Annotated in this window: 20 protein-coding genes and 1 pseudogene; 12 read left to right on the top strand and 9 right to left on the bottom strand. The window is 62.6% G+C overall.

Translation table 11 applies throughout. The features are described 5' to 3' along the window. Positions 1 to 8 precede the first annotated feature (8 nt). The 3 genes from L0U80_RS18040 to L0U80_RS18030 are packed head-to-tail and all read left to right on the top strand — an operon-like array spanning position 9 to position 1,964. Positions 9 to 740: an energy transducer TonB gene (locus L0U80_RS18040; RefSeq protein WP_233867828.1), complete on the top strand. Its 732-nt coding sequence runs from the start codon at positions 9 to 11 to the stop codon at positions 738 to 740. A 49-nt stretch (positions 741 to 789) separates the two neighbouring features. Continuing rightward, the gene (locus L0U80_RS18035) at positions 790 to 1,545 is read left to right on the top strand and encodes a MotA/TolQ/ExbB proton channel family protein (RefSeq protein ID WP_233867825.1); all 756 of its coding nucleotides are present in this window, start codon (positions 790 to 792) and stop codon (positions 1,543 to 1,545) included. Next, the gene (locus L0U80_RS18030) at positions 1,536 to 1,964 is read left to right on the top strand and encodes an ExbD/TolR family protein (protein ID WP_233867822.1); all 429 of its coding nucleotides are present in this window, start codon (positions 1,536 to 1,538) and stop codon (positions 1,962 to 1,964) included. The genes L0U80_RS18035 and L0U80_RS18030 overlap by 10 nt, the downstream gene beginning before the upstream one ends. 554 nt (positions 1,965 to 2,518) lie before the next feature. Here the strand turns inward: L0U80_RS18030 and L0U80_RS18025 are convergent. From L0U80_RS18025 to L0U80_RS18010, 4 genes are all read right to left on the bottom strand, one after another. Continuing rightward, a complete protein-coding gene (locus L0U80_RS18025) occupies positions 2,519 to 3,103 on the bottom strand; it encodes an H-NS histone family protein (RefSeq protein ID WP_233867819.1) in 585 nt (194 codons plus the stop codon). Positions 3,104 to 3,388: 285 nt separating this feature from the next. Continuing rightward, positions 3,389 to 3,574 (bottom strand): hypothetical protein, encoded by a 186-nt coding sequence (locus L0U80_RS18020; protein WP_233867816.1) that lies wholly within the window; start codon positions 3,572 to 3,574, stop codon positions 3,389 to 3,391. 596 nt (positions 3,575 to 4,170) lie between these two features. Continuing rightward, a protein-coding gene (locus L0U80_RS18015; RefSeq protein WP_373322092.1) for an IS3 family transposase occupies positions 4,171 to 5,306 on the bottom strand; the annotation gives its coding sequence in 2 pieces (ribosomal slippage) (positions 4,171 to 5,051 and positions 5,051 to 5,306; 1,137 coding nt in all). Positions 5,307 to 5,446: 140 nt separating this feature from the next. Then, a complete protein-coding gene (locus tag L0U80_RS18010) occupies positions 5,447 to 5,647 on the bottom strand; it encodes a DUF2905 domain-containing protein (RefSeq protein WP_233867813.1) in 201 nt (66 codons plus the stop codon). Positions 5,648 to 5,774: 127 nt separating this feature from the next. On the opposite strand from L0U80_RS18010, the gene L0U80_RS18005 reads away from it, so the two are divergent. From L0U80_RS18005 to L0U80_RS17990, 4 genes are all read left to right on the top strand, one after another. Next, positions 5,775 to 6,101, top strand: a complete 327-nt coding sequence (locus L0U80_RS18005) for an ArsR/SmtB family transcription factor (RefSeq protein WP_233867810.1) — start codon at positions 5,775 to 5,777, stop codon at positions 6,099 to 6,101. A 69-nt stretch (positions 6,102 to 6,170) separates the two neighbouring features. Then, positions 6,171 to 7,232: an alkene reductase gene (locus L0U80_RS18000; RefSeq protein WP_233867807.1), complete on the top strand. Its 1,062-nt coding sequence runs from the start codon at positions 6,171 to 6,173 to the stop codon at positions 7,230 to 7,232. Positions 7,233 to 7,514: 282 nt separating this feature from the next. Further along, entirely contained in the window at positions 7,515 to 7,712 is a 198-nt protein-coding gene (locus L0U80_RS17995) for a DUF3562 domain-containing protein (RefSeq protein WP_233867804.1), read from the top strand. 254 nt (positions 7,713 to 7,966) lie between these two features. After that, a complete protein-coding gene (locus L0U80_RS17990; RefSeq protein WP_373322219.1) occupies positions 7,967 to 8,299 on the top strand; it encodes a DUF2866 domain-containing protein in 333 nt (110 codons plus the stop codon). A gap of 23 nt (positions 8,300 to 8,322) precedes the next feature. On the opposite strand, the gene dapA is transcribed toward L0U80_RS17990, so the two are convergent. The 4 genes from dapA to L0U80_RS17970 form a co-directional block, all read right to left on the bottom strand. Beyond that, positions 8,323 to 9,177, bottom strand: coding sequence for a 4-hydroxy-tetrahydrodipicolinate synthase (gene dapA / locus L0U80_RS17985; RefSeq protein ID WP_233867801.1), 855 nt, complete (start codon positions 9,175 to 9,177; stop codon positions 8,323 to 8,325). A gap of 308 nt (positions 9,178 to 9,485) precedes the next feature. Then, positions 9,486 to 9,920, bottom strand: coding sequence for a bactofilin family protein (locus tag L0U80_RS17980; RefSeq protein WP_233867799.1), 435 nt, complete (start codon positions 9,918 to 9,920; stop codon positions 9,486 to 9,488). 59 nt (positions 9,921 to 9,979) lie between these two features. Continuing rightward, positions 9,980 to 10,336, bottom strand: a complete 357-nt coding sequence (locus L0U80_RS17975; protein ID WP_233867797.1) for a hypothetical protein — start codon at positions 10,334 to 10,336, stop codon at positions 9,980 to 9,982. After that, positions 10,329 to 11,297, bottom strand: a complete 969-nt coding sequence (locus tag L0U80_RS17970) for a M23 family metallopeptidase (RefSeq protein WP_233867795.1) — start codon at positions 11,295 to 11,297, stop codon at positions 10,329 to 10,331. Before L0U80_RS17970 ends, L0U80_RS17975 begins: the two co-directional genes overlap by 8 nt. A 299-nt stretch (positions 11,298 to 11,596) precedes the next feature. On the opposite strand from L0U80_RS17970, the gene L0U80_RS17965 reads away from it, so the two are divergent. The 3 genes and pseudogenes from L0U80_RS17965 (at position 11,597) to L0U80_RS17955 (ending at position 14,176) form a co-directional block, all read left to right on the top strand. Next, positions 11,597 to 12,889, top strand: a complete 1,293-nt coding sequence (locus L0U80_RS17965) for an aspartate carbamoyltransferase (RefSeq protein WP_233867793.1) — start codon at positions 11,597 to 11,599, stop codon at positions 12,887 to 12,889. A 304-nt stretch (positions 12,890 to 13,193) separates the two neighbouring features. Continuing rightward, positions 13,194 to 13,463: pseudogene (locus L0U80_RS17960) on the top strand (xanthine dehydrogenase family protein molybdopterin-binding subunit); the annotation flags it as partial. A gap of 125 nt (positions 13,464 to 13,588) precedes the next feature. Further along, the gene (locus tag L0U80_RS17955) at positions 13,589 to 14,176 is read left to right on the top strand and encodes a nucleotidyltransferase family protein (protein ID WP_233867791.1); all 588 of its coding nucleotides are present in this window, start codon (positions 13,589 to 13,591) and stop codon (positions 14,174 to 14,176) included. A gap of 19 nt (positions 14,177 to 14,195) precedes the next feature. Here the strand turns inward: L0U80_RS17955 and L0U80_RS17950 are convergent, their stop codons facing one another. After that, entirely contained in the window at positions 14,196 to 14,366 is a 171-nt protein-coding gene (locus L0U80_RS17950) for a hypothetical protein (RefSeq protein WP_233867789.1), read from the bottom strand. Between the two features lie 310 nt (positions 14,367 to 14,676). Between L0U80_RS17950 and L0U80_RS17945 the strand changes: the two genes are divergently transcribed. Both L0U80_RS17945 and L0U80_RS17940 read left to right on the top strand, forming a co-directional pair. Continuing rightward, positions 14,677 to 14,829 (top strand): hypothetical protein, encoded by a 153-nt coding sequence (locus L0U80_RS17945; RefSeq protein WP_185219113.1) that lies wholly within the window; start codon positions 14,677 to 14,679, stop codon positions 14,827 to 14,829. A 477-nt stretch (positions 14,830 to 15,306) separates the two neighbouring features. Then, on the top strand, positions 15,307 to 16,854 hold the full coding sequence (locus tag L0U80_RS17940) for a methyl-accepting chemotaxis protein (protein ID WP_233871401.1): 1,548 nt from the start codon (positions 15,307 to 15,309) through the stop codon (positions 16,852 to 16,854). Positions 16,855 to 17,143: the final 289 nt, after the last annotated feature.

Genomic DNA, 17,143 nt, shown 5'->3' with positions numbered 1-17,143 from the left:
CGCAAGCGATGGCCACCGCTGAACCCGCTCGAGACGATGCACGGATTCGCGCCACGCGCGAAGTCGCCGTAGCGCTCGCCGCTGTACTCGCACTGCACGCAGCGCTCGCGCTGTGGCTGATACGCGAGGGACGGGCGCGCGTCGAGCCGCGCGAGATACCGCGTACGATCGTAGCGCGTCTGTTGAGCACGCCAACTTCGCCTGCGCTAACGGCACCGCCGCGCACCGCGGTGCCGACGCCGGCGCACACACCGCCTCAACCGCGTGAAATACCCGACACAAGCAAGAAAATCGCCGCGCCGCCACAAGCCGCGCAGCGGCCGAGTACGCTCACGCGTCACGAAGAGGCAGTCGCGCCAACGCTTTCTTCGCCCCCGCTCGCCGGTACGCCGACAACCGTTGCACCAGTCGCTGCGCAGCCAACGCCCACGCCCGCCGCACCGCCGCAGACGATGCGTGCGCCGAAGCCCGTCTCGCACGTCGATTGCAACATCGCGCAACCCGACTATCCCGACGCCGCGCAAAGACGCGGCGAGGCGGGCACGGCGATCGTGCGTTTCGTCGTCGACGTGGACGGCCGCATCGAAAGTGCCCAGATCGTGCGAAGCAGCGGGTACGCGCGCCTCGATAACGCTGCACTCGATGCGCTGCGAAACGGCACGTGCCGCCCCTCGCTCGACTCGGGCGTGCCGGTGCGGGTGGTGTTCGAGCAGCCGTTCGTGTTCGGGCTCGTTAACTGACTGGATGATTGAACGAATCGACCGCACGTGCGGTCATGGAGAACGCGAAATGCAGCATTACGGTCTTGCAAACGTCTGGGAACAGGGCGACACCATCACGCGCGCCATCCTCATTGTGCTGTTCGCCATGTCCGTGCTCTCGTGGGTGGTAATCGTCGTCAAGCTCTGGCGGATCGCGCAACTCACACACCTCGTCGATCGCGCCGCCGCGCCATTCTGGCAAGCGGGCTCGTTCGAGGCCGGCGTGCAGGGCCTCGTTGAAGCGAAGAAATCGCCCGAGCAAAATCCGTTGCTTGCCCTTGCGCTCTCCGGTCGCGAAGCAGCAGCCCATCATCGCGATACACACGCCCAGTTAAGCGAGCGTATCGGCGTTTCAGAGTGGATCACGCGCTGCCTGAAAGACACGCTCGATGAGTGCATCGCGCACATGCAAGGTGGCCTCGCAATGCTCGCTTCGATCGGCAGTACCGCGCCATTCGTCGGCCTCTTCGGTACCGTCTGGGGTATCTATCACGCGCTCATCACAATCGGTGAAAGCGGACAGGCCTCGCTCGACCACGTGGCCGGCCCCGTCGGCGAAGCGCTGATCATGACCGCGTTCGGCCTTTTCGTGGCGATCCCCGCAGTGCTCGGATACAACGCACTCACGCGCACAAACCGGGCTTTGGTGCGCAAGCTCAATCGCTTTGCGCACGATTTGCACGCGTACCTGGTGGCGGGCGCGCAGCCGGCCTCGCGCAGCCCGGTCGTGACGCTCGGTCGACAAAACGGCACTACAGGTGAAGGAGCAGTCGAATGGCAATGACCGGCCCTTTCGGTGACGATACAAGCGACGACGCCCTGATGAACGAAATCAACATGACGCCGCTCGTCGACGTCATGCTTGTGCTGCTGATCGTGTTCATGGTGACGATCCCCGCGATGCAGCACGCGCTGAAAATCGATCTGCCCCATGTTGCGAGCCAGCCGGTGTCGACAGCCGCGCAACACGTAGATGTGGGCGTGGCCGCCGACGGGTCGCTGCTCTGGAACGGCGAGCACGTCAGCGAGGACGCGCTTGCCGCGAAGCTGCTTGCCGCAGCGGCTGCGAAGCCGCAGCCCGAGCTGCGCCTGCACGCGGACCGAAGCGTACGCTATGAGCGCGTCGCGGACGTGATGGCTCGGGCGCACGAAGCAGGCATCACACAGCTCGGATTCTTGACCGATCCGCAGAGCCGCCAGTGAAGGCTCGCAGTGCGAGGGAACGATTGGACCGGTTAAATTGACATCCTCAACAACCGGCGTGGTCAGCAGCCGACACATCGAATAGCCCCGAAATCGACCATGACGACTTGTCGATCGGCGTTACCGCCCACGCGTTCACGATAAATTGATTTCCCGGAGCCAGAACCTGGTAGTTCCGCACGGAATAGAAAGACGCGCAACCGGTCCACAACGAAGCATCATTCTCGACCGCCCAATTTCCGGCGATCGGCACACACGTGAGTGAGCGGACGCGAAACGCGTGAGTTGTATGAGACGTTTTACGGGGAAACCGCGCGCGACATCGTCGAATGATGCGATTGAATGCGAGGGCATACTCACGCATGACCCGCGTGAACGCCTCGAAGGTGGAGTGAACAGACTCAGGGAATGGACGCTCGCGACGCGATCGGCGCAAGCGTCCAGATACTCGATTAACGACGTCTCACATTCGGCCTGAACGGCCTCACATAATCGTCGCGGCAGACGCTCCGAATCCGGATATTCGGGCGTCTCGCCAGTCGAAATCGCCTCGCTTATCGCGACTCTGCCGCGGGCGTCGCGGCATTCACCGCAGCGCCTGCACCCTTTCTCGCTGCAACTTTACGGCCAGTCGCACTTTTCTTCGCAGGTGCAGCCTTCTTGCGTGCCGCCGCGCGGCCCTGAGCCGAGGCCTTCTTCGCGACCACCGCCTTACGGCCAACCTTCTTTACTGCCGCGCGTTTTGCAGGAGCCTTTTTCGCCGCCGCTTTCGTACCGGCTGCCTTTTGACCTGCGCCCGCGTCGATCAGGAATCGCGAGCGATCCTTTACGTCCTTGATCCACGCCGGCGCCCTGCCGCGACCACTCCACGTCGCGCCCGATTTCGGATCGACATATTTGGGTGCAACTGACTTTGTTGCGCCGCGCGCGGATTTCGCAGCGCCATTTGCCGTTTTCGCCGAAGGCTTCCGGCCACGCTTTTTCCCGACAAAACTTTCAATATCTGCAACATTCAATCCGTGTTTGTGCATCAACCCACGAATTTTTTCAAGCCCGACCGCAGACTGCTTCTCGGCGATCGCCAAAGCCTGCTTTTCCAGTTTTGCTATCTTTACCTTGATCGCATCCAACGTAACCATTTATTCCTCCCACTGTCAGAATTGCACAACCAGGCGAACGCCTCTAAATACCCCACCAAAACCGACGTTCAGTACAGCACGAATGATCGACGCCGGCGATTTCCCGAGATTATGGCGTCAAATCCACGACACGTGCAAATAAACTGCACTGAATTGATGTCTTTTCTGGTAACACGACCGACTCAAGACAAAAATGTCTGCGGCTCGATCGAATTTTCGGGTGAACGTAATCCATCGTTCAACGACGCCACGCTGGTAGAAAGCGTGTTTTGGCGTGTTTTGAATTCAGTCGCTGAACTGGATGTTCGGCATCCCCGGGTTTCCACGAATCAAGTTTTGAAGCGGGCAAAACGGAAGCAACCAGGCGCTACGGTTCAAGATTTGACGCGAATCCGGAATGTCGAGTGGCCCGATTGCATCAAAATTTAAATTCTCCGTGAAGGCTTCACCCGGCATCACTCTGGCTTCCATACCGTACACGTACGCGCCTTCGTTTGCATTGCGCCCAAACGAATACGACGTACAGCACAACACTCAGGAAACGACGATGCCTGGACTCAAAAGCGCAGCGAGGCGCATTTGCAAATTCGGACTGACCGCCGGTCCGCCTTGTGCGTGATCGGTCAGGCCGGAAAGCTGGTGATTCAGGCGAATTCGAACGCGGGCGTATCGAAAGCGCAATCTATACAGAAGGAACTGTAAATTGAGGAGAGAAAGCGCGGGAAGCCGAATAGACCACGCGTGAGCGCACACGAAATAGCGGGACCGATGCCGCTGCTTTACTCATCCATCGAGTTCGACGGAAAAGCAATCGGCGTCCCTGCTTTTCGCGAAGCGGGACTTGCAGAACTGAGTGGTCGTGCGTCGGGCAAGCCAGGCCTGACTTCCTGACAGCCCATCACTAAGCACCCCGATTTTTATGCCGAAGGAAAGTCCGCACACACAACCCGGCTCACCTCGTCCAGGCTTCGACGCTTTCGCGCGTTTGCCGTTTATCCCGGACTGAAGAGGTGGCCTCACTCGTTCGGACAGTCATCTGAGATTTTTAAGTGGAACGTCCGAGGCAATCATGCTGCCGATTTGATCGCAGGCAGCGTCGCGAAGTATGCCTCATCCGGGGTCTGATCCGCCAGGCTCGAATGGGGCCGTTTCCGGTTGTACAGCTCGACGTATTCGCCGATGGAGCGCCGGGCATGGCTGACCGACTCGTACGCTTTCAGGTAGACCTCTTCGTACTTGATGCTGCGCCACACCCGTTCGACGAACACGTTGTCGCGCCAGGCCCCTTTGCCGTCCATCGACAGCCGCACGCCCCGGCTCAGCACCGCCTCGGTGAACGCGCCCGCCGTGAACTGGCTACCCTGATCGGTGTTCACGATGTCGGGCAGTCCGTAGCGGGCGAACGCCTCTTCCAGCGCCTCGACGGCGTGCGTGGCTTCCAGCGTGATGGCGACCCGGTACGCGAGAATCTTGCGGCTCGCCCAGTCCACCACTGCCGTCAGGTACACGAAGCCGCGCGCCATCGGAATGTACGTCGTGTCGAGGGCGAACACCTGATTGGCACGCTCGATCTTCATGCCGCGCAGCAGGTACGGCCAGATCTTGTGCTGCGCGTTGCGGCGGCTCGTGTTCGGCTTGCAGTACAGCGCCTCGACGCCCATGCGCTTCATCAGCGTGCGTACGCGACGGCGACCCACCTCATGGCCTTCCCGGCGCAACAGGCGCGCCAGCATCCGCGCCCCTGCAAATGGGAACTCCATGTGCAGTTCGTCGATTCGCCGCATCAGCAACTGATCGACCTCGCTGACCGGCTGCGCCCGGTAATATGCGCTCGATCTCGCGATGCCAACCAGTCGCGTCTGTCGCGAAACCGGCAGCGCATGCGTACAGTCAATCATCGCTTTGCGCTCAGCAGTCCGGCTTTGCCGAGCGCTCCTGACAAAAAATCGTTCTCCAGCGTCAACTGCCCGATCTTCGCGTGCAGCGTTTTCACGTCCACCGGCGGATCGCTCGACGGTGCACCTGTCGCACCAAACACGTCTGCCGCACGCTCCTGCAACTGCCGCTTCCATTCCGTGATCTGGTTCGGATGTACATCAAACTGCTGTGCCAGTTCGGCCAGCGTGCGCTCACCTTTGACCGCTGCCAGTGCCACTTTCGCTTTGAACGCCGCTGAGTGCGTCCGTCGGGTTCTCTTCGTCATTTCCTCGGTTCCTTTGCCAGCATTATCGCTGGCTCAGGCCCCGGCCAAACCACTTATCCGACTGTCCGAATTTGCGCGGCCACCTCTTGAAATGGCCACAGCGGTTTTTGCTGCAGATGTGCGCCGCCATAAAGCCGAACTCAGCGCCGCAAGAGCCACAACAGCACCGACAATGCGACCGAAATCGCGATGCACGTGACGATCGGAAAGTGGAGGTTGATCCCACCACGAACGATATGAATATCGCCAGGCAGCCGGCCGAAAGGAATGCGCGCGAACCAGCGCCATCCGAGGCCGCCAACCAGGCACAGCACGCCAACAAGAATGAGGAAGCGGTTCATGGTGCAAAGTCACTCAAGGTAAGCGAACATCATTTTGCGGATGGCCTATCACCCCTATTGAAATCAGTGTCATCGCCCATATCGTAAAAGTGCGATATATACTTCGCCAAGACACGATGCTACCCGTATGAAGAAACCCACTTCCGATCCCGTCGAAATCGACATCGATGCCATCCACAAGGCGCTCGCCAACCCGGTCCGGCGCGAGATTCTCGCGTGGCTGCGCGATCCCGAGGTCTATTTCCCCGACCAGGACTTCCCGTTGGATCAGGGCGTGTGCGCCGGCAAAATCGACGCGCGCTGCGGGCTGTCGCAATCGACCGTCTCCGCTCATCTGGCCGCGCTGCAGAAAGCCGGCCTCGTGTGCACGAAGCGCGTCGGCCAGTGGGCTTTCTTCAAGCGCAACGAACCGGTCATCGAGGCATTTCTTGCCCACATGAACGCGCAGTTGTGACGGCGCGCCTCGTCCCTTAATCGAATGCACAGTTTCAAGGCTGCGGGCGTCCCCGCAAAAGGTGAACACATGGCAACACTATTCGACCCCGTCAAGATTGGTGATCTCACGCTGCCCAACCGCGTCATCATGGCACCGCTCACGCGGCAGCGCGCAGGCGTTGCACGCGTGCCCAACGCACTGATGGCGAAATACTATGCCGAACGCGCCTCGGCAGGTCTCATCCTCAGCGAGGCGACCTCGGTAACGCCGCAGGGTATCGGCTATGCCGATACGCCGGGCATCTGGTCGCAGGAGCAGGTCGAAGGCTGGAAGCTCGTGACCGAAGCGGTGCACGCCGCCGGCGGCCGCATTTTCCTGCAATTGTGGCACGTGGGCCGTGTTTCTGACCCGATCTTTCTCGACGGCGAATTGCCGGTCGCACCGAGCGCCATCGCCCCGGAAGGCCATGTGAGCCATGTGCGTCCGCAGCGCGCCTACGTTACGCCGCGCGCGCTCGAAACCGACGAAATTCCGGGCATCGTAGCCGCGTTCCGCCAGGGCGCCGTCAACGCGAAAGCTGCGGGCTTCGACGGCGTCGAAGTCCATGCCGCGAACGGCTATCTGATCGACCAGTTCCTCCAGGACAGTACGAACCATCGCACCGACGCGTATGGCGGTCCGATCGAGAACCGTGCGCGCCTGCTGCTGGAAATCACCGATGCGTGTATCGACGTCTGGGGCGCCGACCGTGTGGGCGTGCATCTCGCACCGCGCGGCGACGCACACACCATGGGTGACTCGAACCCCGCAGCGACCTTCGGCTACGTCGCGCGCGAACTCGGCAAGCGCAAGATCGCGTTCATCTTTGCACGCGAGTCGCTCGGCGATAACCGTCTTGTCCCGCAACTGAAGGCCGAATTCGGTGGCCCGTTCATTGTGAACGAGAAGCTGACGCTCGAATCGGCACAGACGCTGCTTGCGTCCGGTGAAGCCGACGCCGTGGCGTGGGGCCAGCTCTTCATCGCGAACCCGGATCTGCCGCGGCGCTTCGCATTGAACGCGGCGCTGAACCAGCCGAACCCGTCGACCTACTATGCGCGCGGCGAAGAGGGCTACACGGACTATCCGTCGCTCGAAAGCGCGGCGTAATCAGGCAGGACGCACTCGCGCACCTTGCGCCTTGGGGCCGTGATCGGCGATGGCATTGGCCATTGCCGGTCACGGCCTTTTCGTATGATCACGGCTCCCCCGCAAACATGTCCGGGTAATCGATCCCGCAACTGACGCGTTGCACGTCAGACGAAAACACCATGCTTTCACACGATTTTCCATAGGCCGATTCAATTGGCATCTGCGGGAAGTCTGTTCTGTAATTCAAACCCTGTCTGCTCGTCTCGGAACATTGCTCACCCAGCCGACCGGAGACCCCTCATGCGTCACGCCGATGTTGCACAGATCGTGCATACCATTGCCGTCGAGACCAACACCCCCGAGGAAACTGTCGCGCGAATGTACGCCGACACGCTCGACAGCTACCGCGCCGACGCGCGCATCCACGACTATCTCCTGCTCTTCGCAGAACGCAAAGTAAGGGCGACGCTGCGCGGCGCCAATACCAACCGGCACTGACGCCCGTTATTTCCCCCGCAATAAATGCGCTCACGCGGACCGTATCGGTCCGCGTGAGCGCTCGCTCGCCGCCTTCCTCTCGCGCGCCATATCCCCGCGCCTTTCAAGCTCTTAAGGTTCTTTTAATTATTCACTGCAACCATACGATCACCCCTGTTGGGCCGCCGGAGCATTGGCGGCTTTTTTTTGAACGATGCCGCGCGCCACTCTGGCGGCGCCGCGCAACGAGCGAAGACGAGTCAAGGAGCCGCGACATGGTTGAAAACGACGTACTGATGCATCTGCAAAGCCTGCTGGGCGAAAGTGCGCAATCAAACGTCGCAAGCTGTCGCGTCTTTGCGCCGCACCAGAATCCGTGGGGCCGCCAGTATCTGCTGGTGGAATGGACGACGCCGCTCGACGACGGCGCCCGCCGCCAGGTCGTGCCCGCGGAAAGCACCGCACTCGACATCGCCCGGCTTGTCGCGTCCCACGTGCCCGGTCGCCGGATCATGCTCAACGGCGAGCCCGGCGAACCCGAAGCCGGACGCGGCCGCGCACGCCGCCGCACGCGTGCCTCCACCGGTACGCGCGCAGCACGCCGCTGAAATCGCGCACGCGCGCGCCTCGCTCACGCCGCCAGCCTTTCGAGCGTTGGCTCTAATTCCTTGCTCACACGCGTCATCGGCGCGCGCAGTTCGTTGCGAATGAGCCCGCGCTGTGCGAGCGCCGCCTTCACCGGCGCCGGATTCGGCTCCCCGAATGCGGCGCGCACCCACGGCACCAACGCATGCCAGATCGCGCGCGCATCGGCGAGATGCCCGTCGCGCAGCAGACGCTCCATCGCGACAAAGCGCTCGGGAAACAGATGCGCCGACGCCGCAATCGCCCCGCTTCCACCCGCGCACAGCAAACCGAACATTTCGATGTCCTCACCACATAGCACATCGAGTCGCCCGTCCAGGATCAGCGCCAGTGTCTTGTCGAGCGAGCCGCCGCAATCCTTCACCGCTACAATCCGCTCGTGTCCCGCGAGTTCAAGGAGCGTCGGCAATTCGAGGCGCACGCCGGTACGCGCGGGGATGTCGTAGAGAATCACGGGCTTTTGGCTCGCGTCGGCGATTGCCGCGAAATGGCCGATGACGCCCGCCTGAGACGGCCTGATGTAGTAAGGCGCGCTCGCCAGCACGCCCGCGACCGGCAACTCGCTGAGCGCAGCCACGCGTTCGCAGACCGACACCGTGTGGTTGCCGCTCACACCCACTACCACGGGCAAGCTGTCCGCTGCAGCAAGCACTGTCGTGAGCACCGCGTCGCGCTCGCGGTCGTCGAGCGCGTCGGGCTCGCCTGTGGTGCCGAGCGCGACTAACCCAGCCACGCCAGCGCGCGCGTAGTGGCGCACAAGTGCATCGAGCGCTGCGTGATCGACTTCGTCCGCGTTGAATGGCGTAACGAGCGGAATCCAGATACCTGAAAAGAGAGACATGAATTTCCCTTGAGTTCGACCGAATGGAAGATCCGTCCAGCGGTGCGCACGAGAAAAACGAGTCGGGGAAGAAGCGGGAGGCAGGTGCCGTCGACTAGCTGTTCCGTCGCACATCCGACGGAACAGCTTGCTCCGGTCAGATGAGCGGCTGTTTTTTGGATTTGGATTTCACGCTGACCTGCAACGACGCGCGCACGAAAACCGGCATCGCAAAAGAAGCGACGGCGTTCGAGACGGATCGGCAGGATTGATGGCGTGACATGGCGCTTAGTGTAACCGTAACCGTGATCGGGTGGGCACGTATAACGTCACGCGGCCGACACGTCCTCCACTGCCCTTTCCGGCGCCGCGAGCAACAGGTCGGGCGCGGTGCCGCCGTCGAGTTTGGTCAGCCGGCCTTCCACCACCGCACCGCATTCCATCTGCAGTTGCAGATAGCGGATGTTGCCGGTCACGTGCGCATTCGCTTTCAGTTCGACGAAATGTTCGGCGATCACGTCGCCGACGATCCGCCCGTTCGCAACGATATCGTATCCATGCACGTTGCCTTCGATAGCACTGGACTCGCTCAGCACGAGCAGCGTCTTTGCGCCCGGCTTGCCCGTGACGTTGCCGCAAACCTGCCCGTCGAGCCGCAGTCCGTCTGCGAATTCGACATCGCCCGTGATGCGTACGTCCTGCGCGATCAGCGTCGCGAGTTTGGTCTGCTGGATGCCTGCCTGGATGTTTTTCTTGCCGAACATGAATGCCACCGTCTTATTGATTAGTGTTGTCTCGTCGAACGTTCGCCGTTCGCCTGGCGCTATCGTGTGCCGCCGCGCTGGCTGCGCAGGAAGACCAGGTCGGCCTCGAGCTTCGCGACTGTGGCCTGCGCCGAATCCGCCGATTTCTGCAGCGCGGCCCGCGCCGCGCGCTCCTGCTCCAGCTTGAGCTGTGCGTCGGCCAGTTCCGCGTGCAGCGCGTCGGGCGAAGTCGCCGGGCAATGCGCCGGTCCCTTGGGCACGAGCGCCCAGACCGCCACGGTTGCGCCAGACGCCGCAGCGACAACGGTCCACGCGAGCGCCACGCCCAACCGCGCGACTTTCGAACGCACCGGCTGCAGCGTGTAAGCACGCGTGGCGTCCGGACTGGCGCGCGCGAAGCGCTGCCGCTTAGCCATGCTGGAACGCCGCAAACAGCGCGAGGTACTCGGACGGATTGACCTGCGTCCCGCCGACGATCACCTCGAAGTGAAGATGCGGTCCGGTCGAACGGCCCGTTGAGCCCACATCGGCGATGTGTTCGAGCGGCAGCACGATCTGCCCGACGTGGGCCTCAATCTTCGACGCGTGCCCATAGCGCGTGATGAATCCGTTGCCGTGATCGATCTCGACTGCGTTGCCGTAGCCCGACTTCGGCCCTGCGTAGATCACGCGACCGCCTGCGGCGGCGAGGATCGGCGTGCCGGACGGTGCAACGAGATCCACCCCCGGATGAAAGGCGAGCCGATGCGTAAACGGATCGACCCGGTTGCCGAACGGCGAACCGGCGCGGCCGGTCGTTACCGGCTGCCGGCCTGGAAATGCATCCCAGGCCGCTTCGTGCACCGCGACCTCACGTTCCAGCGCCGAGAGCGTCGCCGTCATGCAGTCGATCGTGCCCTTCATCGCGCGCTCGTTCGGGTTCGCCGACGGCGACGTGGAGCAACGCCGCGGCGGGAGTTCCGGACCGCCCTCGCCATCCTCGCTGCTCTCTCCGGCCTCGTTGCCGCTCGCGGAGCGCGCGGGCGCAGGCGTGGTCCGCGCGACGCGTGGCGTCAACGCCCGCAGACGCTGATCGAACTCGCGCAGTGCCGCGAGCCGGTCTGTCAACCGTTCGATACGCGGATCGAGCAACGCGAGCGAAGCGTTCAGCCGCCCGAGTTCGCCCACGACATAGTGACGCGGGAGCGGCGTGCCGGCGCCCACTTCGGCTACCGGCGTTTCGCCGCTGTGACGCCCGATCGCGATGCCGCCGGCCAGCGCGACGACGCCCACCCCGAGCGACGCGGCAATGGCGATGCGGCGCGCAGCCCGGTGCGTGACGAATCGCGTACCGCTCTTCGAGAGATCATCGATGGAAGCCGACCAGGGCATTTTCATGGCTGGCTCCCGCGGTTCATGGCAACGCGCGCCGATAGACACGTAAGGCTTGAGGGAGAAAAGAGAGCAGAGATCAACTTGATGGCGCCGGGTAACGCCCAGCTGGGAGAAACGGGGGATTTCCATTATCACGGCGGTTCAGCACCCCACATCTCAATAACCAGGACGATCGATCGAGCGGTGTCGAAGCGAATCCAGACGCGCTCAAGATACTGCCCCTAATGAAAACCCCTTGACTTCTCCAACGACCATACTAATATACGCACCGCGTACATCAACCCCGACTCATAGGTGCCAGCATGAGCGTTCCGCAGCAAGCCTTCCTCCGCGACGCCATGCGGCGTCTGAACATGACCCGCGACGCGTTTGCGAGCCGCATCGGCGTGTCGCGCCGGGCGCTCGACACGTGGCTCCTGCCGGAAGAGTCGCAGGAATCGCGCGCCATGCCCGAAATCGTCGAACGCTTCGTCTCGGAGATCGTCGGCAACGCCGAGCCGCGCGAAGGCTATACGCAAAGCGTAGACACCCAGTCGCTCGCGAGCCAGATCCAGTTCGAAGGCAAGCCGCAGCTCCTTTCGGTCGACCAGTTCTCGCGCGACTCCGTTGAAGCGCTCTTCCGCGTGGCCGACATCATGCAGCCCATCGCGCGCCGCCGGAAAATCTCGCGCGTGCTCGAAGGCGCCGTGCTCGGCAACCTGTTTTTCGAAGCGAGCACGCGTACGCGCGTGAGCTTCGGCGCCGCGTTCTGCCGGCTCGGTGGTTCAGTGTGCGATACAACGGGCTTCACGTTTTCGTCGATGGCGAAGGGCGAATCGATCTACGACACGAGCCGCGTGATGGCCGGTTACGTCGACGCCATGGTGATCCGCCATCCGGATCAAGGCTCCGTGGCCGAGTTCGCGCGCGCCGTGAACATCCCTGTGATCAACGGCGGCGACGGTCCGGGCGAACATCCGAGCCAGGCGCTTCTCGACCTCTACACCATCCAGCGTGAGTTCTCGCGCCTCGGCAAGATCGTCGACGGTGCGCATATTGCGCTCGTCGGCGACCTCAAGTACGGCCGCACGGTGCACTCGCTCGTCAAGCTGCTCGCGCTCTATCGCGGCATCAAGTTCACGCTGATCTCGCCGCCGACGCTCGAAATGCCCGCCTATATCGTCGACCGGATCTCGCGCAACGGCCATGTCGTCGAGCAGACGAACGACCTCAAGTCCGGCCTGGAAGGCGCCGATGTCGTGTACGCGACGCGCATCCAGAAGGAACGCTTCGCCGACGAATCGTTCGAAGGCTACTCGCCCGACTTCCAGATCAATCAGGCGCTCGTCGACACGGTATGCGGCAAGGACACCTTGATCATGCACCCGCTGCCGCGTGACAGCCGTCCTGGCGCGAACGATCTGTCGACGGACCTGAACCACGACGCGCGCCTCGCGATCTTCCGCCAGACCGACAACGGCATTCCGGTGCGCATGGCGATCTTTGCGGTGCTGCTGGGCGTCGATACGCTGGTCCAGCACTCGATGCGCGACGCCGCGTGGCGCCCGCCTGTTTATCTCGGCCCGGACGACGCGGTGTTCCACGGTATCGACTGACGCTGTTGTACGGAGGCGTCTAAAAAAAAGGCCGGGAAGCTAAGTTTCCCGGCCTTTTTGCATGCAGGCGACGTATGCCGCCGTGCCGCGACGGATAACGGCACCCCGTTCACGAACGTTCGAAGATTCTTTATTTGATCTGGATAACTTACTATATCCGACGCCTGCGCGGACAGAACGATCCGTCGATCCATGGGTTCGAGGCCTGAGCGTCGAAACCAAACGGATCATCCCGACCATCCGTTTCTGTCGCTTTCGCCGGCTACGTGCCCACGTCGCATCGCGCGTAATTCGGTCGCGCGATGTCGATCGACGCTTCGCGCGCATCACGAAGGGCAACTTCGCCGAATATCGCGTACCCGCGAATGCCGATATCGATGAGGTGGACGCGCAGTTCGCCGGGTCGCCAGATACACATTTCAATGCACTGGGCGTGTGCGGAATCGGTGAAGTCAGCATCACCGGCGTACCGGCGGCGATCGCGAATACGGCCTTCCACGCGACGGGCATGCGAGTGCACGACCTGCCGATCACGCTCCACAAGCTAGCGCCTCAAACAAACACGACTGCATGACCCGGAGTACACGTCACGCAGGCCCCCCCCATCCCGCATGAGCAAACCGCGTGCACAGGGCTTGCCTCGGGCGCGCTTGCGCCGCACAATCGACGCGTCCCCCCCTTTTGCGCGCGGTACACCCCATGGCCTATGCGTCGTTTGCCACCGGCGTGCTACTCGCTGCCGGTACCGGATCGCGCTTCGATCCCGAAGGTTTGCGCAACAAGCTCCTCGCCCCGCTTTCCAACGGCAGGAGTGTCGCTCACGAAGCCGCGCACAGGCTGCTCCTCGTCGTTCCGAAGGTGATCGCCGTCGTGCGTCCCGGCGCGGACGCGCTCGCGCACGTGCTCAACGAAGCGGGCTGTGACGTGGTGTTTTCCGCCGACACGGCGAGAGGCATGGGCGCAAGTCTGGCGGTCGGCGTCGGCGCGGCGCACGAATCGGAAAGCTGGATCGTCGCGCTCGCCGACATGCCGCGCATCGCCGTCGCGACCATCGAGGCCGTGGCGCGCGCAATCGACGAGGGTGCCTCGCTCGCGGCGCCGTTTTATGAAGGACAGCGCGGCCACCCGGTGGGATTCGGCCTCGAGCATCGCGACGCGCTGCTCGCGCTCGACGGCGATGCCGGCGCACGGGCGCTGCTATCGGCTCACGCGCTCACGCGCATCGTCGTCGACGACCCCGGCATCCTGCGCGATGTCGACACACCGGCCGACCTGAGCGGCATGTAAAGCGCCGCGTGGCGCCCACTTACGGACGAGCGTTGGCGGCGTCCGTGTCCACGCTCTGCGCGGGCGTCTGCACCGACGCGATCTCTTGTTGCTGTACTTGCGGCGCCGCGTGTGCATTTCCGTGGCCGAACATCGACGGCACACCAATCAAACCCGCTACGAAAACCACCGCAATTACCGCCGCACCCATGACTGAACTCCAACTGGACAAACCGGGACGCCGCTGTGGCATCCCGTTTCTGAGAAAGGATGAAGTCTAAGGGTTGTATCGAAATCGTAAAACGACCTTTACAAACAAACACCGTTGCCTTGATCGCAACAATCAACGTAGCCATGGACAGCGTCAGCCAGAATTACGTTCAATCACAAGACAATCGACGCATCGTCGCCGGTGATTGAAAGCGCATTCGAAACTCCGCACGACCCGCTGCGATCGCCTACGCTATATAAAGACGTTGCCCGCCGGCACGGACAACGCGCCTGCTCAAGAGGTACCCGCGATGATCTGCTCGCACACGAATCCGCTACCCGATCCGCTCGCCGACCCGACGCGCGATCCCGAGCGCGACCCGCTGACTCCGCCGCCGACGCACGGCCATCACGGCGAAGAACCCCAGCGTCCCGAAGGACCGCCGAATAAAGACCCCGTTTAGCTCGCGACGATCTGCACCCCGGTCTCGTTTCCACGGAAAAATCGGCCCGCCTGTCAATCGTGTAGCACTCCAAAGCGTCACCGACTCACCGCCGGTTCCGGCTTCGCAGTTGCTCAGAAGGCAGTCGATACCCACCGCCCCCGCGACGAGCGACGCATCGGGCACGCATAACCGCTGGCAATCGCATGCCCGATGCGTCACTCTGAGTCGCTCTCCCCCGTCAAACAATGTCCCAAACCGGGATTATTCTGGAAGCGATTCCCACTTGCTGCGCGACTAGCCGCGACAATACGTCGCATATTGAAACGTTTGCATTTTTTCTGTCAGACATCCGCAAAGTCGCCGCAAAATTTGTCAATAGACAAAAACCTCTGATTTAGGGCCGAAAAAGGGTTTTCCCTGGGGTCACGAGCGTTCCCGGTCACGCCGTTAACACTAAGAGTCGAATCAGACAAAACACGACCGAACATGCACAAGATGACCCTCAACAGAAAACTCCGCTCGATGATCGCGATCCTCTGGATCGGCCTGCTGCTGATCGTCGCGTTCGGCGCGTGGCAGAGCCGGCAGTCGATGATTCGCGAGCGTCAAGCGCAGTTGAAAACGCTCGTCGAAGAAGCCATGAGCGTCGCCAACTTCTATTACACGCTCTCGCAGCAGAACAAGATGCCCGAGGCCGAAGCGCAAACGCAGGCGCTCGCGGTGATCGGCTCGTTCCGCTACGGCACCGACGGCTATATCAGCATCAACAGTTCGCAGTCAGTGATGCTGATGCATCCGATCAAGCCTGAACTGGTCGGCAAGGACCTCTCGAACTTCACCGACCCCGCCGGCACCCATGTATTCCAGGAACTGTCAGCAGCAGCCAACCGGCCCGGCGGCGACTTCGTCGACTATCTGTGGGCAAAGCCCGGCCACACTGAACCCGTGCCGAAGACCGGCTACAGCGGCCGCTTTGCCCCGTGGGACTGGTGCATGGTCACGGGCATGTACATGGACGACGTGCGCGAGGCATTTTTCGTGAGCCTCGGGATCTGGCTCGCCGCAACCTTCGTGCTGGGCGCAGCCGCTACGATCGTCATGGTGTTTGTCGTGCGCAGCGTGCGTTCGAGCATCGGCGGCGAACTCGAGGTGGCCGTCGATACGGCGAACCGCATTGCCCAGGGTGACCTCACGTCGCGTGTGCAGGTCACCGGCGGCGGCTCGAACAGCCTGATGCACGCGCTCTCGACGATGCAGGCGGAACTCGTGCAGACCGTCTCGCGTGTGCGCACCGGCGCGGAAAACATCAACGTCGGTGCGAACGAAATCGCCGCGGGCAACACCGACCTCTCGCAGCGCACCGAGCAGCAGGCAGCGGCGCTCGTCGAGACCGCGTCGAGCATGGACCAGATGACGACCAACGTGCGCCAGAACGCGGATAGCGCGTCGCACGCGGCGGAACTCGCGAGCGAGGCCGCGAATGTCGCGACGCGCGGCAGCGACGTGGTCGACAACGTGGTTCGCACGATGGGCGAAATCACGACCAGCTCGCGCCAGATTGGCGACATCATCGGCGTGATCGACGGCATCGCGTTCCAGACGAACATCCTCGCACTCAACGCGGCCGTCGAAGCGGCACGCGCAGGCGAACAGGGCCGCGGCTTTGCCGTGGTGGCCGCGGAAGTGCGCAGCCTCGCGCAGCGTTCGGCAACGGCCGCCAAGGAGATCAAGGCCCTGATCGAGAAGTCGACGGGCACCGTCGCGGAAGGTGCGCAACTCGTCACCGATGCGGGCTCGACGATGACCGAGATCGTGCAGTCGGTGCGGCGCGTCCACGGCATCCTCGAGGAAATCAGCCACGCCTCGCGCGAGCAGAGCGCGGGCATCGAGCAGGTGAACCGCGCCGTCGGCGAGATGGATAAGGTGACGCAGCAGAACGCGGCACTTGTTGAAGAGGCCGCCGCCGCCGCGCACTCGCTCAAGGATCAGGTGACGGTGCTGCGCGACGCGATCGCAAGCTTCAAGTTGCCGGCGCAAGCGTAATCCGGCGTGCGGACAATCGAGACAATCGCACAGTAGCGACGCCGCGCGCGGCCACCCGCACGAGCTGGATCGTGTGCGTGGCCGCGAACGCGCCGTGCCAGACGGCGCGCCATGGCGGATGCCTCACCACTTCTTCTGATTACCTGCGCCCCATTGCGGCGCAACCGCCGAGTCTGCACATCGTCGGGACGGTGGGTGGAAATCGCGCTTAAGTCCGTTGCTCTCTTCGATTGCGAAGGCAGCGTGACTGCCGACACGCTGCAATGACCGGGGGTGTCGCAATATCCAT

Source organism: Paraburkholderia adhaesiva (assembly GCF_021390575.1).
Classification (GTDB): Bacteria; Pseudomonadota; Gammaproteobacteria; order Burkholderiales; family Burkholderiaceae; genus Paraburkholderia; species Paraburkholderia adhaesiva.
This window is presented reverse-complemented; position numbering and strand designations above follow the sequence as displayed.